General features: G+C 40.5%; 23 protein-coding genes, 1 other RNA gene and 1 other annotated feature. Of the genes, 21 read left to right on the top strand and 3 right to left on the bottom strand.

Translation table 11 applies throughout. The features are described 5' to 3' along the window. Window positions 1-205: 205 nt before the first annotated feature. Complete coding sequence (locus tag ACTHOQ_RS15765; RefSeq protein ID WP_440497100.1) at window positions 206-811, top strand: superoxide dismutase; 606 nt, start codon at window positions 206-208, stop codon at window positions 809-811. A gap of 184 nt (window positions 812-995) precedes the next feature. After that, window positions 996-1,433, top strand: a complete 438-nt coding sequence (locus tag ACTHOQ_RS15760; protein ID WP_440497099.1) for a DUF1801 domain-containing protein — start codon at window positions 996-998, stop codon at window positions 1,431-1,433. A gap of 42 nt (window positions 1,434-1,475) precedes the next feature. Here ACTHOQ_RS15760 and ACTHOQ_RS15755 read toward each other — a convergent pair whose 3' ends face one another. Beyond that, window positions 1,476-2,042, bottom strand: coding sequence for a TetR/AcrR family transcriptional regulator (locus ACTHOQ_RS15755; protein ID WP_440497098.1), 567 nt, complete (start codon window positions 2,040-2,042; stop codon window positions 1,476-1,478). A 152-nt stretch (window positions 2,043-2,194) separates the two neighbouring features. Between ACTHOQ_RS15755 and ACTHOQ_RS15750 the strand changes: the two genes are divergently transcribed. The 13 genes from ACTHOQ_RS15750 to ACTHOQ_RS15690 all read left to right on the top strand — a co-directional run bounded on the left by ACTHOQ_RS15750 (window position 2,195) and on the right by ACTHOQ_RS15690 (window position 14,135). After that, window positions 2,195-2,953 (top strand): SDR family oxidoreductase, encoded by a 759-nt coding sequence (locus tag ACTHOQ_RS15750; protein ID WP_440497097.1) that lies wholly within the window; start codon window positions 2,195-2,197, stop codon window positions 2,951-2,953. Between the two features lie 129 nt (window positions 2,954-3,082). Further along, complete coding sequence (locus tag ACTHOQ_RS15745; RefSeq protein WP_440497096.1) at window positions 3,083-3,526, top strand: universal stress protein; 444 nt, start codon at window positions 3,083-3,085, stop codon at window positions 3,524-3,526. 188 nt (window positions 3,527-3,714) lie between these two features. Beyond that, window positions 3,715-5,925: a peptidoglycan D,D-transpeptidase FtsI family protein gene (locus ACTHOQ_RS15740; RefSeq protein WP_440497095.1), complete on the top strand. Its 2,211-nt coding sequence runs from the start codon at window positions 3,715-3,717 to the stop codon at window positions 5,923-5,925. A gap of 54 nt (window positions 5,926-5,979) precedes the next feature. Next, complete coding sequence (locus ACTHOQ_RS15735) at window positions 5,980-6,393, top strand: response regulator (protein ID WP_440497094.1); 414 nt, start codon at window positions 5,980-5,982, stop codon at window positions 6,391-6,393. Between the two features lie 160 nt (window positions 6,394-6,553). Then, on the top strand, window positions 6,554-7,525 hold the full coding sequence (locus tag ACTHOQ_RS15730) for a PstS family phosphate ABC transporter substrate-binding protein (protein ID WP_440497093.1): 972 nt from the start codon (window positions 6,554-6,556) through the stop codon (window positions 7,523-7,525). Window positions 7,526-7,663: 138 nt separating this feature from the next. Then, window positions 7,664-8,608: a phosphate ABC transporter permease subunit PstC gene (gene pstC, locus ACTHOQ_RS15725; protein ID WP_440497092.1), complete on the top strand. Its 945-nt coding sequence runs from the start codon at window positions 7,664-7,666 to the stop codon at window positions 8,606-8,608. Between the two features lies 1 nt (window position 8,609). After that, window positions 8,610-9,488 carry a phosphate ABC transporter permease PstA gene (gene pstA / locus ACTHOQ_RS15720; RefSeq protein WP_440497091.1) on the top strand — a complete coding sequence of 293 codons (879 nt, stop codon included), beginning with the start codon at window positions 8,610-8,612 and terminating at the stop codon, window positions 9,486-9,488. Between the two features lie 81 nt (window positions 9,489-9,569). Continuing rightward, window positions 9,570-10,313: a phosphate ABC transporter ATP-binding protein PstB gene (gene pstB, locus ACTHOQ_RS15715; protein WP_440497118.1), complete on the top strand. Its 744-nt coding sequence runs from the start codon at window positions 9,570-9,572 to the stop codon at window positions 10,311-10,313. Window positions 10,314-10,332: 19 nt separating this feature from the next. Continuing rightward, window positions 10,333-10,986, top strand: a complete 654-nt coding sequence (phoU, locus tag ACTHOQ_RS15710; RefSeq protein WP_440497117.1) for a phosphate signaling complex protein PhoU — start codon at window positions 10,333-10,335, stop codon at window positions 10,984-10,986. Window positions 10,987-11,136: 150 nt separating this feature from the next. Further along, window positions 11,137-11,634: a sigma-70 family RNA polymerase sigma factor gene (locus ACTHOQ_RS15705; RefSeq protein ID WP_440497090.1), complete on the top strand. Its 498-nt coding sequence runs from the start codon at window positions 11,137-11,139 to the stop codon at window positions 11,632-11,634. Then, complete coding sequence (locus ACTHOQ_RS15700; RefSeq protein ID WP_440497089.1) at window positions 11,627-12,853, top strand: hypothetical protein; 1,227 nt, start codon at window positions 11,627-11,629, stop codon at window positions 12,851-12,853. The genes ACTHOQ_RS15705 and ACTHOQ_RS15700 overlap by 8 nt, the downstream gene beginning before the upstream one ends. A 79-nt stretch (window positions 12,854-12,932) precedes the next feature. Further along, window positions 12,933-13,361 carry a GatB/YqeY domain-containing protein gene (locus ACTHOQ_RS15695; protein WP_440497088.1) on the top strand — a complete coding sequence of 143 codons (429 nt, stop codon included), beginning with the start codon at window positions 12,933-12,935 and terminating at the stop codon, window positions 13,359-13,361. Window positions 13,362-13,571: 210 nt separating this feature from the next. After that, window positions 13,572-14,135 carry an NUDIX hydrolase gene (locus tag ACTHOQ_RS15690; protein ID WP_440497087.1) on the top strand — a complete coding sequence of 188 codons (564 nt, stop codon included), beginning with the start codon at window positions 13,572-13,574 and terminating at the stop codon, window positions 14,133-14,135. Window positions 14,136-14,216: 81 nt separating this feature from the next. Here the strand turns inward: ACTHOQ_RS15690 and ACTHOQ_RS15685 are convergent, their stop codons facing one another. After that, window positions 14,217-15,089 (bottom strand): hypothetical protein, encoded by an 873-nt coding sequence (locus ACTHOQ_RS15685; RefSeq protein ID WP_440497086.1) that lies wholly within the window; start codon window positions 15,087-15,089, stop codon window positions 14,217-14,219. Window positions 15,090-15,344: 255 nt separating this feature from the next. Between ACTHOQ_RS15685 and ACTHOQ_RS15680 the strand changes: the two genes are divergently transcribed. From ACTHOQ_RS15680 to ACTHOQ_RS15670, 3 genes are all read left to right on the top strand, one after another. Beyond that, on the top strand, window positions 15,345-15,566 hold the full coding sequence (locus ACTHOQ_RS15680; protein WP_440497085.1) for a phosphate-starvation-inducible protein PsiE: 222 nt from the start codon (window positions 15,345-15,347) through the stop codon (window positions 15,564-15,566). A 182-nt stretch (window positions 15,567-15,748) separates the two neighbouring features. Further along, entirely contained in the window at window positions 15,749-16,534 is a 786-nt protein-coding gene (locus ACTHOQ_RS15675) for a vWA domain-containing protein (RefSeq protein WP_440497084.1), read from the top strand. 345 nt (window positions 16,535-16,879) lie between these two features. Continuing rightward, on the top strand, window positions 16,880-18,079 hold the full coding sequence (locus ACTHOQ_RS15670) for an iron-containing alcohol dehydrogenase (RefSeq protein WP_440497083.1): 1,200 nt from the start codon (window positions 16,880-16,882) through the stop codon (window positions 18,077-18,079). Between the two features lie 61 nt (window positions 18,080-18,140). On the opposite strand, the gene ACTHOQ_RS15665 is transcribed toward ACTHOQ_RS15670, so the two are convergent. Then, complete coding sequence (locus ACTHOQ_RS15665; protein WP_440497082.1) at window positions 18,141-19,748, bottom strand: N-acetylmuramoyl-L-alanine amidase family protein; 1,608 nt, start codon at window positions 19,746-19,748, stop codon at window positions 18,141-18,143. Window positions 19,749-19,976: 228 nt separating this feature from the next. Further along, window positions 19,977-20,209 (top strand) — a binding site (T-box leader). Window positions 20,210-20,288: 79 nt separating this feature from the next. Between ACTHOQ_RS15665 and hisS the strand changes: the two genes are divergently transcribed. The 3 genes from hisS to ssrS all read left to right on the top strand — a co-directional run bounded on the left by hisS (window position 20,289) and on the right by ssrS (window position 23,705). Then, the gene (gene hisS, locus ACTHOQ_RS15660; RefSeq protein ID WP_440497081.1) at window positions 20,289-21,560 is read left to right on the top strand and encodes a histidine--tRNA ligase; all 1,272 of its coding nucleotides are present in this window, start codon (window positions 20,289-20,291) and stop codon (window positions 21,558-21,560) included. Between the two features lie 11 nt (window positions 21,561-21,571). Beyond that, a complete protein-coding gene (aspS, locus tag ACTHOQ_RS15655; RefSeq protein ID WP_440497080.1) occupies window positions 21,572-23,350 on the top strand; it encodes an aspartate--tRNA ligase in 1,779 nt (592 codons plus the stop codon). A 154-nt stretch (window positions 23,351-23,504) separates the two neighbouring features. After that, window positions 23,505-23,705, top strand: a non-coding RNA gene (gene ssrS, locus ACTHOQ_RS15650) — 6S RNA. Window positions 23,706-23,829: the final 124 nt, after the last annotated feature.

The following is a 23,829-nucleotide window of genomic DNA, read 5'->3' as shown; positions in this document are numbered from 1 at the left end:
AATTAGTTGTAAATAATGGGCGAAATAGCTTACACTAATAATGGAAATGATTACAAAACATTAGGTGAGGCAGGAAACGCATTGCTTTTCCGTCAAAAGGCTGAATTGTATGTTTTACTATTTTTTTCATTGAATGACAGATCAGTTTTTGATAACCTAGTACTGTAATCAACATTAATCATTTGTTCCAGGGAGGAATATTATCATGGCATTCAAATTACCAGAATTAACTTACGCTTACGACGCATTAGAGCCGCATATCGATGCAAAAACAATGGAAATTCACCACTCTAAACACCACAATACTTATGTAACGAACTTAAACGCAGCAGTAGAAGGTACAGAATACGCTGATAAAGACATTAACGAGTTAATCGCTGACATCGATGCTTTACCAGCTGATAAACAAACAGCGGTGCGTAACAACGGTGGCGGACATGCCAACCACACATTATTCTGGGAAGTAATCGCTCCAGGCGGTTCTAACACTCCAGTAGGTGAAGTAGCTAAAGCAATCGATGCAAAATTCGGTTCATTTGACGCTTTCAAAGAAGAATTCGCGAAAGCTGCTACTACACGTTTCGGTTCAGGCTGGGCTTGGCTAATCGTTGAGGGCGACGGTGTAGCTGTAACTTCAACTCCAAACCAAGACTCTCCGGTAATGGAAGGCAAAACACCAATCCTAGGCTTAGACGTTTGGGAGCACGCTTACTACTTAAACTACCAAAACCGTCGCCCAGACTACATCGGGGCATTCTGGAACGTAGTGAACTGGGACGTAGTAGAAGCTAAATTCCAAGCTGCTAAATAATTGCGAGGAATTAACTTTTTACTGAACGATTAACCAGTTTGCATCGAAAGCGAAGCGGCAGATGCATCATATTCATAATTTCAAGAAGCATGAGAAGTTTCATTATTTCTCATGCTTCTTTTATGTATTTTATTACGGATTTCTGCTACGCTTGTTTATAATAAATCGGATTGGGGTGCAATGGATGTTTGATGAGTTTATCGCACAAATTGATGGGAAATGGCATGATGCTTTTATTAAATTAATGGTAACAATCGAAGAAAATCTGCCACCGGGGTTTGAAAAGTCATTGGACCGGAATATGATGGCGTATAGTGTACCTTTAGCGGCTTATCCGAAGGGGTATCACGTAACACCTAATACACCATTGCCTTTTTTGGCTATTGCGCCCCAAAAGCGGCATTTAGCGTTGTATCATATGGGCATTTATGGTGAGCCGGAACTGCTCGCGTGGTTCCAGGAAGCTTATGCAAAGGCGGTTCCGACAAAACTGAATTTGGGAAAAAGCTGTATTCGCTGGACATCGACGAAGCATATCCCATATGAACTGATTGGCGAGCTTTGCAAAAAAATGACCGCTGAGCAATGGATCGAAATTTATGAACGCGGAATTGCCCGGTAATAATAAGAGGTAAGTTGTCTTGAATTGGGCAACTTGCCTTTTTTAAAGCACATCAAACTGCTTCACACGAATGATGGTCATTAAATAGTTATTCAGCTTTTCCGGTGATTGTCTATAATCATCGTTATGCCATTGCAATATTAAACCAATGATCGCATTTGCGGAATAGCTTATAAAGAAGCTCAATTGCTCATCATTCATATCAATTAAATGCCGGTTATGGCATGAGTGGATAAATGATCGAATTGTTTCAAACAGCATTTTATAATAGTTGATCGGAATTCTATCGTCGAGTACGATCCGATAAAATGGTTCGTACTTTTTTACATGATGAAAAATTTGTATCATTTCCGGTGTTAAATCAGAAATATTATCGCGCGTCAAATCGTATGGAATTTCGTACGATGTTTTTAAATCTTTGACAATCTCATTAAAATAGCGCTCAAAAACTCCATGTACATTTTTATAATGCAAGTAAAAGGTGCCGCGGTTAATTTCTGCGATCCGGCAAAGCTCCGCAATCGAAATATTTTCAAGCGATTTTTCTTTCAGCAATATAAGCAAAGCGCGCTGTATGCTTTCATGCGTCTTTTTTACACGTAAATCCATGGAAAATTTTCTCCTTTACTGAACAGTATTTTTAAAAATGTTGAATAATAAACAGAAAACAATATTCCGTTGTTTGTGCACTCTTATTGTTTAGATTATAATTTTTATTGAACAGTTGTACAATAACTTCTATATTAAAGGAGAGATTTTCAATGAAATTACAGGACAAAGTGGCAATCGTTACAGGTGCGGCTTCAGGAATGGGGAAAGCAATCGCGGAAGCTTATGCAAAAGAAGGGGCAAAAGTAATCGTATCGGATTTAAATGGAGAAGGGGCAAAAACAGTTGCTGATGAAATTAATGCAAATGGCGGCACGGCAATTGCCATCGCAACGAATGTAGCAAAAGACGAGGATTTGCAAAAATTATTCGATACTACAGTTGAAAAATACGGTCAATTAGACATTTTAGTAAACAATGCGGGGATTATGGACGGTTTTGAGCCGGTAAACGAAATTACCGATGCACACTGGGATATGATTTTCGCAGTAAATACGACTTCTGTAATGAAATCAATGCGTATTGCAACAGACATGTTCCTAAAACAGGGCCATGGTGTCATCGTAAATAATATTTCTGCGGGCGGTTTAAACGGGGGCCGCGCAGGAGCAGCATATACAGCATCTAAGCATGCGGTCGTTGGCTTGACGAAAAATACGGCATTCATGTTCTCTCAATCAGGCATTCGTGTAAACGGTATCGCACCAGGTGCTGTTATGACGAACATCCAGCAATCAATGCAAAATGTAAGTCAATATGGTGCAGCTCAACAACAAAAAGGCTCTGCATTAATTCCGCGAGTTGGGAGCCCTGAGGAAATCGCAAAATTGGCTGTATTTTTAGGCTCGGAAGATTCAAGCTTCATCAACGGTCAAATTATTACAGCAGATGCAGGTTGGACAACTTACTAATATTTTAATTTCAAAACAGTTTCGTAACTTCGGTTGCAAAGCTGTTTTTTGTTTTAACCATCCAATTGAAGAGGTAAATACATATAAAATAAACGTTTATTGAATAAAGTATAAAGAGGTGAGGAATAAATGAGCATGACGTACAAAAATATATTAGTCGCAGTGGACCAATCAAAAGAATCGATGATCGCTTTTAGGAGAGCAGTGCAAGTTGCACTCAATAATGTCGGGAGCAGGCTGTATATTGTCCACGTAATTGATACTCGCTCCTTTGCATTTTCAGAAGGCTATAATTTTGATTCAGCGGATAAGTTGGCTAATAGCAGGAAGGATATGCTGGATGAATATGAAAAAATTGCGCAACAATCAGGCGTCGGGCAGGTTGGTAAAATAATTGAATACGGAACACCAAAACATATTATAGCGCGCGACATTCCGAAGCAAAAACAAATTGATTTAATTGTTTGCGGTGTCACAGGAAAAGGGGAAGTTGCACGTTTATTCCTTGGCTCTGTATCCGAAGGGATTTTACGTACAGCACGTTGTGACGTCCTTGTTGCAAGAAATCGATAAATAATCCAAGAAGCTCCACGTAATTACCGTGCAGCTTCTTTTTTGTGAAACTTTACGAGAGCCAAGCCGTCTAAAAGATGAACAATATAAATCTGAACTCTTTTTTCAACGGGTTTTCAGTGTTATACTAGAGGGCATGACTAAGCATTCATGTACAGCATACATAAAGTAAGAAAGGGGAATTTCATTTGCGCAAAATTACGCAAAACCGTCAGCAAAATCCGAAGGCAAAGCAGCGGGCAAGTTTAACGTTTCGGATGAACGTCCTTTTCTTTTCCATATTTGTTCTGTTTTCTGTACTTATTTTCCGTCTAGGATATATACAAATTGTAAAAGGCGAGGATTATGTGCGCGAATTGGAACGTACAGAGGAAGTCCGGGTGAATACGAGTGTGCCGCGCGGGCGGATTTTTGACCGCTATGGTCGAATTTTAGTGGATAATCAGCCTGAAAATGCGATTACATACACGAAAATGCAAACGACAAAATCTTCTGAAATGCTGGAAATAGCCGAAAAGCTAGCACACTTAATCGAACAGCCTACAGAAAAGGTGACACATCGGGATAAATTGGATTTTTGGATTTTACGTAATCCTAACGATGCAAAAGAAAAAGTGACACAAGAGGAAATGACGAAGTACCGAAACGAAAATGAAGAGTTAGAGACAAAGGAAATCAATCAGGAATATGACCGCCGTATTCGTGAGCGGATAACGGATGAAGAACTTGAGCAGCTTTCCGACTTTGATTTGGAAGTGCTCGCCATTTACCGCGAAATGATGACGGGGTACAGCCTATCGCCGCAAATTATTAAAGGAGAAAATGTCACACATGAGGAATTTGCGCGGGTTTCTGAACAATTGGCCGAATTGCCGGGTGTGAACACAACGACAGACTGGAAGCGTGTGCGTTTGTCGCCTTTAGCCATTATAGGGCGTACGACTGTACCGAGTAAAGGTGTGCCTAAATCGAAATTGAACTTTTATTTAGCGCGCGATTATTCTCGTAATGATCGTGTAGGGGAAAGTTATTTTGAAGCACAGTATGAAGAAATTCTGCAAGGCGAGAAATCCGTCGTTAAAAACATCACGAATAAAAAAGGCCAAGTAGTGGAAACGATGACGACCTTTGATGGCGAGCCAGGAAAAGATTTAGTAACGACATTGGATGTTGAGCTTCAGCAAAAGGCCGATGAAATTGTTGAGCGTCAATTGCTTGATTTAAAGTCCCTTCGTGGCTCGGAATTGCTGGATCGTGCGTTTTTAGTAGCGATGAACCCAAAAACGGGCGAGCTATTATCGGTTGTAGGGAAAAAAATCGAAAAGGATGAAGAAACAGGGGAGCCATATATTGTCGATTATTCCTACGGCACATTTACGACAGCATATGAAGCTGGTTCTACAGTAAAAGCCGCAACTGTTTTAATGGGGTATAACGAGGGTGTTATTAAGCCGAGAACTGTCATGCTTGATGCTCCGATGCGCATCGGGAATATTACGCTGAATACATTATTCAACCAGCATGGCAGTGTCATGTTGGATGATTTAACGGCGTTGGAGCGTTCATCAAATGTCTACATGTTTAAGATTGCAATGGGAATCGGCGGGCGTACATACTCACCGGGAATGCGCTTCAGCTTGGCGCAAGGCACGCTGCAGACGATGCGTAATGAATATGCCCAATTCGGACTTGGGGTTCCGACAGGACTTGATTTACCAGGTGAAACAGTCGGCTACCAAGCTGATCCGGATACGGATGTGAAATTGCTCAACTTGGCGATCGGGCAGTTTGATACGTATACGACAATGCAGCTGGCACAATATATTTCAACGATTGCAAACGGCGGATACCGCATCCAGCCGCGCATGCTCAAGGAAATCCGCAAACCGTCCAAAGATGGCGAACATTTAGGGCAAATTGTTGATGAAGTTTCACCGACAATTTTAAATAAAATCGAAAATAGTAAAGAAGAAATTGAGCATGTGCAGGAAGGGCTGCGCCGCGTATACTTCGGGACGAATGGTTCAGCAAAAAAACAATTTGCAACAGCTGACTATACGGCGGCCGGCAAAACAGGTACGGCAGAGGTAGTTTACTATGGTCCGCAACGCGATAAATGGAAAACAAACACGATCAATATTGTGCATGTAGGCTATGCACCGTTTGATGATCCGGAAATTGCCTATGCAATTATTTACCCATGGGCGACAACAATCTTCAAGAACAATTATTTAGCTCAGGCGAATTTGACAGCGCGTGAATTACTGGATTCCTACTTTGAACTGAAAGATAAATATGCAGAAGAAGGCCTATCTGCAAGCAAGGTGGAAAAACCGATCATTAATCATTCCGATGAAAAGCTGGATGAGGATGAAGAAGTCAAAACTGTAAATGAATAAAATAAAAGTCCCGTAGTTTCATGCTGCGGGATTTTTTTAAAGGAGAAATATTCAATGAAAAAGAAAATTCTGCATACTGTTGTAATAATCGGGGCATTAAGCAATGCGGTTATTTTAGCAGTAATGGATATGCCGCCATGGCTGATTATTTTAATGTCCGTTATTTACATCGTAATTTTCGAAGGGCTGCTTTTAGTATTGGAGCCGCGGCTTGTACGTGCAGAACGGGAGCGGAATGTAAAGGCATACCCGTTTTTGCGGGAATTGGTCGACGCGAAAAAAGCTACAGTAACATTGCGCGATGGTACTGTGCTCTACAATGCAACATTTGAAGGCTATGCGCATACAAAAGATGCGAAATCGATTTTGTTGCATGTACATACTGTAAAGACAAAGAAAGAGAAACCAACTTTTACTGAACATGCGGTTAAACTAATTAACATAAAGAGTGTAAAAAAAGTTCAATAATAAGAAATTGAGACAATTTGCGAAAGATGCACGCAAATTGTCTTTTTTCTTTACAAACCTTTACAGTCTATTAACGAGCGGAATATATGTGCTCAATAAATTGTCCTTATAGTTGAAATTGTAAGAAAAAACATTTTTTAAACAAGCGGAGGAATTACAAATGAAAAAGTGGCAGTACTTCACATCAACAGCTTTACTAGGTTCAGCATTATTTTTAGGAGCATGCGGCGGAGAAGAGAATGAAGAAGAGGTGTCAACATCTGCCGAAACTCCAACTGAACAAGCTGAAACTGGCAGCGCACAATTAACAGGTAACGTAGTAGGCGATGGTTCGTCAACAGTTGCTCCGATTACAGAAGCATTGGTTGAAGAATACGCAGCGGTACAAAAAGATGTACGTGTAGCAGTTGGTGTATCCGGTACAGGCGGCGGATTCGAAAAATTCATCAATGGTGAGACGGATTTCTCAAACGCTTCACGTCCAATTAAAGATTCGGAAGTTGAAGAGCTAAAAAATGCAGGCGTAGAATACACAGAATTTGAATTAGCATACGATGGGTTATCGGTAGTCGTACACCCAGAAAACACATGGGCAAAAGATTTAACAGTCGATCAATTAAAACAAATTTGGGTGGAAGACGGCTCTACAAAAAAATGGTCTGATATCGACCCATCATGGCCGGCTGAAGAAATCGTCTTCTACTCACCAGGCTCCGATTCAGGTACTTATGATTACTTTGATGAAGTAATTTTAGACGGCGAAGACATCGTGAAATCAGCAACACTATCTGAGGATGACAATGTATTGGTGCAAGGTGTAACAGCGGACAAAAATGCGATCGGCTACTTTGGCTATGCTTACTACTTAGAAAACAAAGACAAGCTGCAAGTCGTGACTGTAAATGGTGTGGAACCTACGAACGATACGATCGAGTCAGGGGAATACTCTCCATTATCCCGTCCATTATTCGTCTATGTGAAAAACAGTGCGATAAAAGATAATGAAGCAACATATGACTTCATTAAATTCACATTGGAAAATGCCGGTGAAATGGCGGAAGTTGTAGGTTATGTAAGCTTACCATCAGAGAAGTATGAAGCAAGTTTGGAAGTTTTGGAAGGCTTAAAATAGGTGCAGGATCAATAGTGTGGGGTGGCTCTCATGCCCCGCACATTTTTTAGTGAGAGTAACTAAGGTGAAATCGTGCAATGAAAAAGTGCCTGATTAACCTTGATCAGTATAGACGAATAGTGGAAGGAGTTTTCGTTCATGGCTCTTAAACAACATGAGCAAGTAAGCGTCCAGCAGTTAATCGAGCGCTCGCGCAATCGCAAAGGAAAGAAAGTAATCGAAAAGTTAGTACCTATTGGTTTATTTCTAGCAGCGACGATTTCGGTTCTTACGACGTTTGGGATTGTGTTCACATTAATATTTGAAACGATAGAATTTTTTACGCGGGTGTCGATTACGGATTATTTATTCGGTACGGAATGGCTGCCGTTCTCTGGAAAGGAACCTTTGTATGGAATACTGCCATTAATATTAGGGACATTTAAAGTTACGCTAATTGCGATTATTGTTGCCGTGCCATTCGGTTTAGGAGCAGCGATATATTTAAGCGAATATGCTTCGGATCGTGCACGGAAAATTATTAAACCGATTTTGGAAGTACTTGCGGGTGTCCCGACGATTGTTTACGGTTTCTTTGCATTAACGTTTATTACACCGATTTTCCAGGCGATTATTCCGAATCTGAAAATTTTCAATGCGATCAGTCCGGGTATTGTCGTAGGAATAATGATTTTGCCGATGATCACTTCAATGTCTGAAGATGCGATGAGCTCAGTTCCTCGTTCGATTCGTGAAGGGGCTTTAGGATTGGGTGCCACAAAATTTGAAGTGGCGGTTAAAATTGTATTGCCTGCTGCATTATCAGGCATTATTGCTTCTGTCGTATTAGGTATTTCCCGCGCAATAGGCGAAACGATGATCGTCTCTTTGGCAGGCGGCTCTACACCGAAGTTTGATTTTGGGTTTACGGATTCGATTCAGACGATGACTGCATATATTGTCCAAGTAACGACAGGTGATGCGGGTTATGGAACGACAATCTATTACTCTATTTATGCAGTGGGGTTCACATTGTTTATTTTTACATTAACGATGAATCTGCTCGCAACATACATTTCAAAACGCTTCAGAGAGGAGTATTAATATGCGCTATATTCAAGACGATTTAGTCATGAAGCGAATGAACAAACGACTCGTTTCAAATAAAATGTGGAAATGGGTGTTTATCATTGCCACAAGCTTTGCCCTTGTTTCATTGGGGATGCTGTTATACCGGATTTTATCGCAAGGATCAGGTTATTTGGATTTGGATTTCATAATGAATTTCGCTTCACGCATACCTGAAAATGCCGGGATAAAAGCAGCTTTAGTCGGCTCCTTATGGCTAATGTCGGTCGTTGCGCCTGTTTCCATTATTTTAGGTGTCAGCACTGCGATTTATTTGGAGGAATATGCGAAGCAAAATAAAATGAATGATTTTATCCGCATGAATATTTCAAACTTGGCGGGCGTTCCCTCGATTGTATTCGGTTTACTAGGGCTGACGATTTTCGTCCGGTTATTCGGGTTTGAAAAAAGTATTTTAGCAGCCGGGCTGACGATGAGTTTATTAATTTTGCCGGTCATTATTGTAGCTGCTCAAGAAGCGATCCGCTCGGTACCGAAAGAGCAGCGCGAAGCATCATACGGAATGGGTGCGACAAAATGGCAAACGATTGTCCGTGTTGTATTGCCAGCAGCAATTCCAGGGATTTTGACAGGCAGTATTTTAGCGTTATCACGTGCAATCGGTGAAACAGCACCATTAGTCGTAATTGGTATACCTGTAATTTTGCAATTTTTGCCTACTGGTTATTTAGATACGTTTACAGCATTGCCGATGCAAATTTTCGACTGGGCAAAACGTCCGCAAGAAGCGTTCCAGTATGTGGCATCCGCAGGAATCATCGTATTAATGATCGTGCTGTTAACGATGAATTCGATCGCAATTTTTATTCGGAATAAATTCCAAAAACGTTATTAGGAGTGAAGTGGAATGGTTCAAGTTTTAACGAAAGACAATACAGTGCAGGCAATTCATATAGAAGATCAGAAGTCGGTCGTAATGCAGTCGAATCATTTTAATTTATGGTATGGTGATCATCATGCATTGAAAGATATTAATCTGGATATGAAGGAAAATGAAGTAACGGCGATTATTGGGCCTTCAGGCTGCGGAAAATCAACATATATTAAAGCATTAAATCGTATGGTCGAGCTTGTGCCAATTGTGAGGACGACAGGTGAAATCAATTACCGGGGACGCAATATTTTCGCAAACGGATACGAAGTGGAAGAACTGCGCACGAAAGTCGGCATGGTTTTTCAAAAACCAAATCCTTTCCCGAAATCGATTTACGATAATATCGCGTACGGGCCGCGTATTCACGGCATAAAGAATAAAAAGATTTTAGATGAGATTGTGGAAAAGTCACTGCGCGGTGCTGCAATTTGGGATGAAGTGAAAGACCGCCTTAATCAAAATGCGTATGGTTTATCAGGTGGCCAGCAGCAGCGTATTTGTATCGCACGTTGTTTAGCAATTGAGCCGGATGTCATTTTAATGGACGAGCCGACTTCAGCACTTGATCCAATTTCAACATTGAAAGTAGAGGAGCTTGTTCAACAGATGAAGGAGCGATATTCCATCGTTATCGTTACACATAATATGCAGCAAGCTGCACGTATTTCCGACAAAACAGCCTTTTTCCTAAATGGCGAAGTTGTAGAATATGATAAGACAGATACGATTTTCTCTACACCATCAGATCAGCGAACAGAAGATTATATTTCAGGTCGATTCGGATAAGGAGCAAAAAATGGCTAATATGATTCGTGAACGTTTTGAGCATGATTTAATTGCAGTACAGCAGGATCTAATGGAGCTTTGCGACTTAAGCATCGACTCTTTGCAGCTGGCATTTAAAGCTTTTACTAAAAAGGATATCGATTTGGCACTCCAAGTAATCGGAACCGATTTGAAAATTAATCGCTTAGAGGAAACGATTAATGATCGTGTCATTTTACTCATCGCAAAACAGCAGCCTGTTGCGACCGATTTGCGGCGGTTAATCGTCGTCATTAAAGCTGCAACAGATATGGAGCGCATTGGCGACCATGCAGTAAACATCGCAAAGGAAACGATTCGCATTGGCAAAGAGCCTTTCGTGACGAGCATTGAGCCAATTGAAGAAATGTTCCATAAAACGATTTCGATGCTGCGTCAAATTGTTGATGCATTTTTGGAGGAAAACACTACAAAGGCAAAAGAGATTGCCAAGATGGATGATGTGGTCGATGAGCTAACAGGAAATACAATCAGCAATTTAATGAAGCTAACGGTATCAAATGAGCAAGTGGCCCAGGTCACGAACCTATCCTTCGTCTGCCGTTGTATTGAGCGTTCGGCAGACCATGCGACAAACATCGCCGAACATTTATTCTATCTTGTAAAAGGAAAACATTATGAATTGAATAACTGATTATTCAAAGTATAGGGAGGAAACTTCTTATACTTTTTTTAGTGGGAAAAAGGAGCTTTAAAGGTAGCTGTATGCGAAGATTATTTTTTAATTTTGAAACGCGCTCTATTTGGCAATCGTTTACAATGTAGGAAAGGGGGCAGGCGTAATATGAATAGTGAAATCGAACAAATTGTAGATGAATACAGTACGCATTTATTGCGAATCGCCTATTTTTATACGAAAAATCGTTATGCTGCAGAGGATATTGTGCAAGATGTATTTATTAAGTTTATCCAGTCAAACTATTCGGAACGCGGTCAACTTCGTGCTTATTTGGCGAAAATGACGGTAAATCGCAGCAAAGACTATTTGAAAAGCTGGGCATATCGGAAAATGCAATTTGAATCGAAATGGTGGATGAAAACGACGGACCGTGACCATATCGTACAACAGGAGGAACGTTCAAACATTGGGGCGGCGATTTTAAAACTGCCTTTAAAATATCGGGAGCCGATTATATTGTACTACTATGAAGAAATGTCAGTTATACAAGTCGCGCATATTTTGCAGATAAACGAAAACACAGTAAAGACGAGACTAAAGCGTGGGCGTGAACAGTTGCGGCCTGTACTTGAAGAAGAATGGGAGGTGCTTCGTCATGAATGAACTCAAAAAGGCATTAATCGATGTTGCAGGTGATATGTCCGCCAGCGAAAGTGCTGTAAAAAATGCCGTTTTATATAAAAAGCGCAGAAGAAAAGGGAGAGAAATCTTTATTATACCGGCATTTGTGATGGTTTTATGCTTCATTGGCTTTACACTGTGGCTCCTTCCAAATCAGGCGGATGATAGGCAGGCAGACAGTCTGTTCAATAATGATTATTTATATGATTATTTCATCGGACGACAAAAGATGTTCACACCTGATCTTGAAGTGAGCCAGTCTGAAAAAGATGCGGCATTTTCATATTATGCGGAAATTATCGGGGTGGAGCAATTGGCCGAAAGCCATCACCTTCAAATTTCCGAAGCGGAGTACGAGAAACAAAAAAAGCTTTCAGATAATGTAGTGAATGAGGAAGTGAGGCAGCAATTGCTGTCATTGGCGAATTTGTCCATAGCTCAATATGAAAAATATGTGCAACCGCAATTAATCAGACATACAATATATTTGGATAAATTAAATGCGATCTGGTTAGAACAAAATCCTCGAATGCTTTCTGAATTTGCGACTGGCTATACGTATCAGTTAGCGCATAAATATTTATTGGAGCATTTTGAAGAAGAATATTTCGCATTGCAGAAAAGACATGAAACAGCGTCCAATCATTCAATCGGCGTGCCGAAGTCGGGTGTCATTGCAGCGATTGAAGGAAATATGCTGTTTTTCATTCAAAATATGACGCGTGAGGAACTTCAATATATATCCGATGAGGAAAAGTTTCGCCCTGAAGACGGCAAAATCAAAGCATGGATCGTAAATATCGATGAAATTCCCGTAGCGGTAGGGGATTATGTGAAAGTTTCAATTAGCGGGACGTATCGAAATGACTCTTCCAGCTATGCCAATGCTTTAAGTGAAGGATTGGAAGTGATGTTGCCAGCTGCACATACAGATGCAATACAATCTATTGACGTGGCGGGTTCGGACGTGGCACAGTGGCTCGAACTTATTAAAGATGTAAGCTGGGAATCACAGGAAGTGGTGAATAACTTTTCTAAGCCACTTTATATAGTCAATGTGGAAAATCAAAAGTATACAATATTCAAAAATGATTATAAAAATTATTTAATCGTTCCCTATGGAGAATCAAAAATCGCGAAATTAACACAAGGTCGAACAGAAAAAGTCGAAGCGTTTTTACAGCAATTCGTGACTAAATAATTCATGCATTGTTTGTATACATGGTACAATAGGGGAAACTTGAATAACAAAGCTTATTCAATATAAAGGAGTTTGGACTATGTTAAAAACAACCGTATTTGAACAATTAAAACAAGCGATGAAAAATAAAGACGCATTGGCAAAAGGGGTATTGACGCTAGTAAAGTCGGCACTTGATTCTGCCGAAAAGGAAAAAGGCGCAGAATTGACGCCGCAGGAAGAAACTGCAGTCATCAATCGTGAAATTAAACAAACAAATCAATCGCTGGAAGGCGCAAAGCAAGCGGAACGAAGCGATTTAATCGAAAAAGAGGAAGCTAAATTAGTTATTTTAAAATCGTTTTTGCCGAAACAATTAACGGAAGAAGAGATTATTGCAGAGCTGAAAGCAGCTGGAATTACATCAGGCATGAATATGGGAGACGCTATGAAAATCGCGAAGCCTTTATTGGATGGCAAGGCAGATGGGGCAACAATTTCAAAAATCGCAAAAATGCTGATTGCGTAAATTTGCCCGGATGACGGGGATATGCAAAAAGGTTTTCCGCTTTTTGCACACCCTCTCCAACTATCGATTTTATGTTAGTCGGAATAGATTTCTGTTGTCCTCATTGTAAAGGACGTGTTCTGACTTCGATTTTCGGACACGACTTTCACTATATTTTTACAGTTTCAATACTTGCAATAGAGAAAAGGGATAATTATAGGGAGGATTACGATGAATTTACATGACCAAATTAAATTATACGTACCATATAATGAACAAGAAGCAAAAGACAAAGATATCATTTTACGTGCAATGGCGACATTATCAGATGTTCTGACACGGAACAATGAAGTAGTGCATTTCACCGCTTCGGCTTTTGCATTGAATCCTGGTCGCACACATATATTAATGGTCTATCATAATATATACAACTCGTGGAGCTGGACAGGCGGGCACGCGGACGGCAATCCGAATTTGTTCGAAGTAGCGAAAAAAGAGCTGCTGGAAGAAGCGGGTCTTACAGAAGTGAAGGCGATACACGAGGATATTGCATCCGTTGACATTTTACCGGTGATTGGCCATATGAAAAACGGGAAATATGTAGCAGCACATTTACATTTTAATGTGACGTATTTGTTTGAAGTTGCGAACGATGCATCATTGAAAGCGAAACTCGATGAGAATAGCGCGGTCGGCTGGATTCCAATCAGCGAAATCGCCCGAAAATGCACAGAGCAGCATATGATTCCGATCTATGAAAAAATAATTGAAAAAGTAAAGAAAATCGAAAGCTGAATGTAAAAAGATGTGTTGAAAATTTTATTAATCAACACATCTTTTTTATTGAGTAAATTTTGCAGCATCAACGTCAGAACATTATGAATCGCTGTCGTTTATGCTGAAGTTTACAGGGCGTGTACGAATATTTTCGTGAAAGCGCCGCACTTCCCGGTAAGGCAATAACCGCTGCTGTGCGCGAATATCTTCCACATCCATTTGAAATGGCTCAATCCGTCCCTTCTGCAAATAGACGAGACGCTGAAAAGGATTGATCGCGATAGCTTTCGAATATTTTCCGAACAATGTTAAATTATGACCTTTCGCGAAATATAAATTCAAGATGGCCCGATTATGTGCAATGGCATGTGGTGAATCGCATTTATACCAAATATCCTTAAAGGATACACCGAGCAAAACGGCATATTCGATTGCCTCTTCCACCGGCAATTCCATATAATCAATGGAATTTTTTTTTACTAACTTATAAATTGTTAGTGCAGGGTCAAATGCATTCAATTCATAATAAATGAGTGGAATAGGCGGTAATTTATGGCGATCTTTTATCATTAAGTTTGATGGGGGACGTTTCGCGCTTAAAAATAGATTGTTTCTTGTAAAGTATGAGACTTCCTTCCCGATTACTTGCTGATGTTGCGAATTTTCGTAAACGACCGCATAATATTGATCGGAGAATTTGACAATTCGGTATATATCATTATCATAGTTCGTTGAATGAATATAGGATAAACAACTTTCCAATGTCTCAAAACCTTCGTAAAATGAATAACTATTATATATGGACAATAGCCATTCCCTGCATAAGCTATCTTCTGTTTCAAAGCCATACGTATCATCTGAAATGGCACGAGATGTCGCTAATTTTCCGTTAAATGGGCGCAAAAATCGGATAGAGAGCAAATGTGTCACTAAACGAATTTCATAATCCACTTGAGAAATCTTTGGCAGCAAATAAATCTTCCTTTCATAAAGGCGGTACTCATTAAATAGAAATACATATTCAAAAATAGGTATAAATAATTATAGCATATGTATAATGTTGAAAATGAATATTTTGTTTGAGAATCGTTTCGCGCCTCAAAAAATTTGAATGAGTAATTTGCATAAAAATATACGAAAGCCTCGATGAATTTGAAATAATTTCACAAAAATAAATGGTCGTGTGCTAAAATAACGTTGTATAAACAAAAGGGAGGCTGTTTTTAAATGGCAAAGAAAGTGAAAGAATATACAATTAACCAAGAGCGTGTGGAAGAAGCGTTAATCGTTCAAAATCGTATGCTTCTTGAGTTATTAGTACAAGTTTTAGATGAGCAATTAGTAATCGAGCGCCCGATTTTGCATGAACGCCTAGCAAACTTAATTGAGCTATCAAACCATGACCGGGATTTGAAAGACACTTTGCATGGCTTAACTCAAAAACTATAATTGCATACTTTCACGTATGGTGCGGCATCCGGGTTTTGGGTGCCGCTTTTTCATGCCTAAATGCTGCTAAACGAATGGTTGCCACAAATTTGTTCTACATATTCAGTTTAAATTACTACTTTTTAATTTTGATTTTCGCTATACTAGCGATATTGATTTGAAAACAGATGGAGGGGTTTCGCATGACTAATGAATACAAGACTTTTTTTACAGATGAAATTCTTCATTTTTTATATCGTAATACATCGTTTCAGGCGTTGAAGGAAACGGAGCAGCAACAGTTTTTGGGCCAATTCAAGCAACACCGGTTATTTAAGGAAATGATTGAAATTTCCATCGCTCTTGAAGAAGTGATTGTCGAAGTAGAGGCGACGATGCCAAAAATCCAGCATAAAGATTTTCTATTTCCTCAGGAACGGCAAAAGCAGCTTCTGAAAAATCGGACAGTCGTTTCTGACAATGTATTGCATATACCTTTTGAGGAGCTTGAAAATTTATTTTCCCCGATGGTTGTTATCGTACAGCAATCTGATTCGATGCATGAGTTTGAAGCGTTTTGCAAAGGGACGATATTCCCGTTGTTTAACTTATGCGCGGTGCAAAAGCGTGATTTGATCATCATACCTTTTAGTGACAAAGCCGAAAAGCCTTTCCTTTTCAAAAATGGCACACTACATGTAGCTATGTTTGATAAATTTTTGCAAAACCACTTAAAAGGGGAAGCGCAACTTGTCCCGGCATTGAAGATGGGGTTTGAAATATTTGAACAAGATAAAATTAGCAATCAGCGTGATTTGATGATTATAACGGATAATCAATTTACTGATTTCCATGAGCTTATTGAGCAAGAATTTACTGAACGGATATGTGATCTTTCATTGGATGTATCAGTCATTGCGATGAGTGAGGCCGATTTCCAGGTGCAGCCAATACCATTTGCGGATAAAGTGTTTTTTGCCAATGAATAATGTGGACGAATCCAAAACGGGTTCGTTTTTTTGTTGTATAGGAAACTACAGATACTGGCATTGCGAACCACTTTGAATGATGGGGATGTTAGCAAAGAAGAAAATAAAGCTGCATTGTACGTTGCGTGCTTTTATTGTAGCTATGCGGTTCGGCCAAAAAAAACAACTTAACTTAATTATGCGCTAAATTAGAGATTTCTTTTAAATATATACAGAAGGATAAATCCTTATATGCTTTAGTATTGCCGTCCTGGAAAACTTATCGAGCAATAACAAGGAATTAGCAATCGGCATGCGGAATATTTAATTGTAGAGAAGATAATTAGAGAGAAATGGAGTGTTACGATGTATACAGCTTATTGCAGAACATTTCAAAGTTCCATGCGCGTAGGTATGAAGCTGATGAATTGGAGACAACCTGAATTATTGCAAGGGGAGAATAGTTTATTAAAATTGCCTGGGCTTGTAAAGAGCTTGAATTTAAATAAACTATTGATCATTACCGATGAAGGGATTAATAAGCTTCAACTAACGGCTCCCTTATTGGAAGGATTGCAACAGTTGGATATTACATTCGTTGTTTACAGCAAAACTGTACCGAATCCGACTTTTACGAATATTGCCGAAGCGTTGGAGCTTTATCATGCATATAATTGTGAGGGAATTATCGCTTTTGGCGGGGGATCGCCAATTGACTGTGCAAAAGCTGTGGCAGCACGTATCGCGCGTCCAGAGAAATCGCTTGCCCAGCTTAAAGGCATTTTCAAAATACGCAAAGAAGTTCCGCCGCTCTTCGCAGTCCCGACAACAGCTGGTACAGGAAGTGAAGGGACGATTGCAGCAGTTGTATCAAACAGTGAGACACATGAGAAGTTTGCCATGATGGACTCTGTGCTCGTGCCGCATTATGCAGTGCTCGACCCGCTATTAACCGTTAATCTGCCGCGACATATTACATCAACGACAGGCATGGACGCGTTGACACATGCAGTGGAAGCATATATTGGAAAAAGCAATACCGAGGAAACGAGAAAATATGCCCGTGAGGCTGTTATAATAATTTTTAAATACTTGGCCCGTGCATATGAAGATGGCTCTGACATGAAAGCGCGCACCGAAATGCAACGTGCGGCATATTTAGCTGGATTGGCGTTTACACGCGCATATGTTGGCTATGTTCATGCAATTGCACATACACTTGGCGGTTTTTATCAAGTTCCGCATGGCTTGGCAAATGCCGTCATATTACCGCATGTGCTTCGCTTTTACGGAAAAAGTGCGGCAAAGCCATTGGCAGAGCTTGCAAATTTAGTCGGAATCGGGAAGATTACAGACAGCGACGAAAAAAAGGCAGAGTTATTTATCGAGGCAATTGAGGAGCTTAATAAAAAAATGAGCATACCTTCAAAAATTAAAGGGATCGTTAACCGGGACGTGCCGTTAATGGTGGAACGCGCTTTGCAGGAGGCCAATCCGTTGTACCCCGTGCCGCAAATTTTGAATAAAGATGAAATGTTTTATTTATATCAAATAATCCAGGAGTAAAGTAAAAGGCAGTGAGGACAGTCAAATCGACTTTTTCTCACTGCCTTTTGCCAAAATGCTTTTACTGTTCAAGTTGTGCATCGAAATAATTTAATAGCCCTTGATAAATTCCGAGGGTTGCTTGTTCTCGATAGTAATCTGTCGTTATCGCACGTTCCTCAGCAGGGTTACTTAAATAACCGAGCTCAAGTAAAATAGCATTTTGACGGTTTTCGCGCAGCACCAAATAATCCCCGAAGCGTGCACCGCGGTCTTTTAAGCTGATTTTAGCTGCAAGCCCTGCATGTACATATTCGGCTAGTTCTTGCTGATAGCCATTTGTATAATATGTCGTAAACCCATGAACAGAGCTGTCCTCTAGTGCATCGTAGTGAATACTGATGAACGCATCCGCATTGGCCTGATGGGAAATAGCGACACGCTTTCGCAAGTCGACGAATATATCGGATTCACGTGTCATTACAACATTCGCTCCGGCAGCTTGAAGTTTTGAGCGGAGCAATTCCGCTGTAATTATATTAATGTCTTTTTCGTCTGTCCCGCGGGCTCCAGTAGTGCCGCGATCATTTCCGCCATGTCCTGCATCGAGTACAATCGTCACACCCTTAAGCGTACCTTGCTTTCGTTCAGCTAATTGATCGGCTTGGTTTTGTGCCGCATACCCATCTGTATTATTTTCGGTTACAACCCAGTTTGCTACATAAGCTGTTTTCCCGTCATTTAATTCGATTTTAAACCAGTCATCTTCACTTTCAACGATTGGATATGTATGGCCAGCATCTGCACGTGTCACAACATTTGAGGAAGTGGAAGCCGATTCCCTTAAATTTGTCCCATTGTAAATAATCGTTACAAAGTTATTTTCTTCTTCCTTTTCATTGGAGTCGACATGTTGTTCCTGCTTAGCAAAAGTTCCGTAAAAGCTGTAAATCCAGCCTTTTTTTCCTTTTTTGTATTCGATTTCAACCCAATTATGGTTCCGGCTTACAACTTTAAATTGCTGTCCATTCGTTGCAACCCCCAGTTTCTTTGAAGTTAAATCGGCTTTTTTTCGAATATTTACGGCATTTACATTAATTGTGAATATGTTTGGATCATTTTGTGGAGACTGTACAGATGGGCTTTCATTTTTTTCCTCTTCCGCGGGAGAAGAAGGAGCTTCCAATATCGTCGCCTCTTTAATCGTCACATACTCCGCAAATACCCAGCCTGTCGTTTCGCCATATTGAATTTGAATCCAATCTTGCTCCTGACGCAAAAATTCACTTTCTGTACCGGAAGAAATTTTCGCCAGCACAGCAGCCGACAATGAAGGTGCAGCGCGAAGATTTAGAGCATTCACTTGGGCTATGACCGTTTTTTCAGATTTAGCGGCCGATTTACTTTCAGCAGATTTGACGAGCCAAGACGCGACCCAGCCTTTTTGCTGACCGATTTTGACATGGTGCCAATCGCCTTCTTTTTCGATTGATATAAGTTCTGTTCCTTCTTTCAATGTATCAAGAATCGGATATGAAAGACCAGGGCCCTCGCGTAAATATAAAATTTCAGCGTTTACATACAATTGCTCACCGTTTGCCGATGCGTGCCGGGTGGGTAAATTGTAAGGAAAAATAACAGTGAATAATAATAAAAATGTTAATCCGATTACTATTTTATTTTTGTCCATAGTAGCCTCCTTTTTAGACGGATAAAAAAAATCCGCATAGGAAAAGACAGTATTTCGAGCAAGTATAGCGGGAAATATGCTTTTCCGGAAAAATTTAAATTTGTCATGATTTTAACTATATACCTCTACATTATAAAAGTAATTATGACAAAAAATATAGCGTTTTTTTGAAAATGGTTGACAACTTGTCATGACATCATTAAGATTAGTGTTAATTTAACAAAAGCAACATTGCCAATGACCAAATAAGTAGCGGTTACCTAGGCTGACAAGAGAGGGAAAGACACCGGCTGAAATCTTTCCTGCAGCATGTAGCATGTGAACAACACTTGAGAGGCGTTTCCTCGAAAAAATTTTTAGTAGGGGAAAACGGAATCGGCCGTTATCCGAGCACGAGAGGATGTAGAAATACATCAATTAGGGTGGAACCGCGGAAGAATATATAAGCTTTCGTCCCTTGCATTTATTTGCAAGGGGCGGAAGCTTTTTAATTTTTCTATATACGGAAACTTTTGGTCAAATATGAAAGGAGTGCTTTACATGAATTTTAAAGTACCTAGAGGAACACAGGACATTTTACCGGGTCAATCGGAAAAATGGCAAAAAGTAGAGCAAACGATTCGTGATTTATGCCATGTATATCGCTATAAAGAGCTTCGTACACCGATATTCGAATCAACAGAATTATTTCAGCGCAGTGTAGGCGAAACGACAGATGTAGTACAAAAAGAAATGTATACATTTGAAGATCGCGGTGGACGTTCTTTAACATTGCGTCCAGAAGGTACAGCATCAGCAGTGCGCTCATATGTCGAGCATAAAATGTTCGGTCAGGCTGATCAACCTGTAAAGCTCTATTATACAGGCCCAATGTTTCGCTATGAGCGTCAGCAAGCAGGGCGCTACCGTCAATTCGTGCAATTCGGAGTGGAAGCGATCGGCTCGGCTGACCCTGCAATTGACGCGGAAGTAATTGCGCTTGCGATGGATGTGTACGCATCGGTCGGATTAAAAGATTTAAAATTAGTCATCAATTCTTTAGGGGATAAAGAAACTCGTGATGCACACCGTACAGCATTGATCAATCATTTCGAGCCATCGATCGGGGAATTTTGCTCAGATTGCCAGAAGCGTCTAAAGAAAAATCCATTGCGTATTTTAGATTGCAAAGTAGACCGCGAACATCCGTTAATGACTTCAGCTCCTGCTTTAACTGATTATTTGACGGAAGATTCAGCGGCATATTTTGCCCAAGTAAAAAGCTATTTGGATGTTTTAGGCCTTTCTTATGAAGTTGATCCAAACTTAGTGCGAGGCTTGGATTATTACAACCATACCGCATTTGAAATTATGTCGACTTCATCAGGTTTTGGGGCAATTACGACACTTTGCGGCGGCGGTCGCTACAATGGTTTAGTAGAGGAAGTCGGCGGTCCGGATATGCCGGGCATTGGTTTCGCTTTATCAATTGAGCGACTTCTTTTAGCGGTTGAAGCAGAAAGTGTGGTATTAAACATTGAGGATGGTCTAGATCTGTATGTTGTTGCGATCGGTGAGGAAGCAAAACTAAAAGCAGTGGAGCTCGTTAGTTCATTCCGCGCTAAAGGCATTTCAGCTGATATGGATTATTTAGATCGTAAAATGAAAGCGCAAATGAAAGCGGCAGACCGCGCAAATGCGAAATTTGTCATCGTGCTAGGCGAGACAGAGCTGGAAGAGCAAGCAGTAAACGTAAAAACAATGGAAACAGGGGACCAAGCAAAAGTGGAATTTGGTCAGCTCGTACAATATGTATTGGACAAAAAAGCTTAGGAGGAATGACAATGGCACAAAGAACACATGCATGCGGCTCAGTAACCGCTGCACATGAAGGACAGGAAGTTGTATTAAAAGGGTGGGTGCAAAAACGCCGCGATTTAGGCGGATTGATTTTCGTGGATATGCGTGACCGTGAAGGCATCGTACAAGTCGTGTTTGGCGACCAAGCAAAAGACGCATTGGCAACAGCCGAAAAAATTCGCAATGAATATGTGATTGAAGTTGTGGGGAAAGTCGTTTTACGCGATGCTTCACAAGTAAACAAAAATATGAAAACAGGCGAAATTGAAGTTGCTGCTTTGAAGCTGACAATTATTAACGAAGCGAAAAATCCACCGTTTGCCATTGACAATAATGTGGAAGTTTCTGAAGAATTACGTTTAAAATACCGTTATTTGGATCTGCGCCGTCCTGTCATGTACGACACATTTAAAATGCGCTCGGATGTAACGCGCACAATCCGTAACTTCCTGCAAAATGAAGGCTTTTTGGAAGTGGAGACACCGATTTTAACGAAATCCACTCCAGAAGGCGCACGCGACTATTTAGTGCCTTCCCGTGTACATGACGGTGAATTTTACGCATTGCCTCAATCACCACAGCTATTTAAGCAGCTGCTAATGGTCGGCGGCTTTGAAAAGTATTTCCAGATTGCTCGTTGTTTCCGTGATGAAGATTTACGTGCAGACCGTCAACCAGAGTTCACTCAGGTCGATATTGAAACATCATTTTTATCAATGGATGAAATTATCGAAATGAACGAGCGTCTGCTTACACAAGTGATGAAAGAGGTAAAAGGAATTGACATTGTTGCTCCATTCCCGCGCATGAGCTATAAAGAGGCGATGGAGCGTTTCGGTTCAGATAAACCAGACGTTCGTTTCGGTTTAGAGCTAAAGCAGCTTTCGGGCATCGTAAAAGACTCAGCATTCGGCGTATTCGCAAATGCCGTTGCCAATGGCGGTGAAGTAAAAGCAATCAATGTGAAGCAAGCAGCAGCAAATTACTCCCGTAAAGATATTGATGCTTTAGGCGAGTTTGCTAGTCGCTACGGGGCAAAAGGCTTAGCTTGGTTGAAAGTAACTGAAGAAGGCTTAAATGGTCCGATTGCGAAGTTCTTTGAAGGGGATTCGGCAAGCGGCATCATCGCTGCAACTGAAGCGGAAGCTGGCGACTTATTATTATTCGTAGCGGATAAATCCTCCGTTGTTGCGGATGCGTTAGGTGCATTACGTTTGAAATTAGGAAAAGAATTAGGTTTGATCGATGAGTCGAAATTCGAATTTTTATGGATTGTAGATTGGCCATTGTTCGAATATGATGAAGCGGAAGGTCGTTATTATGCAGCCCATCACCCGTTCACCCGTCCTTTCGATGATGATTTGGAGTTAATGAACACAAATCCTAAAGAAGTTCGTGCTCAAGCATATGACATCGTATTAAACGGCTACGAACTAGGCGGCGGCTCACTGCGTATTTACGAACCGGAATTACAAGCGAAAATGTTTGAATTGCTTGGCTTCTCTGAAGAAGAGGCACGTGCCCAATTCGGTTTCCTACTAGAAGCGTTTGACTACGGTGTTCCTCCACATGGTGGCTTGGCGATGGGTCTTGACCGTTTAGTCATGCTGCTTGCAGGGCGTACAAACTTGCGCGATACAATTGCATTCCCGAAAACGGCAACAGCCAGCTGCTTATTAACAGATGCACCATCAGCGGTTTCCGATGCGCAGCTTGAAGAATTAAGCTTGCGTGTAGCCGTGGCGAAACAAGAAAGCAATTAGGATTGACGGCTGTCTTGAAAGTGAACAACTTTTAAGGCAGCTTTCTTAATTTTTTCTATTTATTTCAATTAAACTAGTGCAATTCTAATAATTTAATGTAATATATGTTTTTTGATTGAATTATCAGAAATTTGATGTTAGTATATGTTTAACACGAATCCTGACATGTTCGTCGCTATATTTGTTACTTAACACTTTTGACCGAACATTAAATCGTTGGGAGCTACTTATTACCGCAGAAGCAAACATGCCCCTATTTGGAGCGGGACGTTTAACGCTGCGATTAGTGCACCCCCTTGCTAAGAATGCGGGATCAAAACGATGTTGTTAGCAAGACGGCATAGTTGGGATTCGTCTTTTCCTTGACTTACTCTTCTACTTAATGAAGTAGAAGGGTATTTTTTGAAAACGAAAACCCCCTGCTATGCGGGGGGTTCTAAAAAGCTTTTAGCTATGGACAAAAAAAATACTCCAGTCGT

It is taken from the genome of Solibacillus silvestris, from assembly GCF_051967575.1.
In the GTDB taxonomy this organism is placed as follows: Bacteria; Bacillota; Bacilli; order Bacillales_A; family Planococcaceae; genus Solibacillus; species Solibacillus silvestris_B.
The sequence above is the reverse complement of the archived record's forward strand: the minus strand, read 5'-3'. Positions and strand labels throughout refer to the sequence as shown.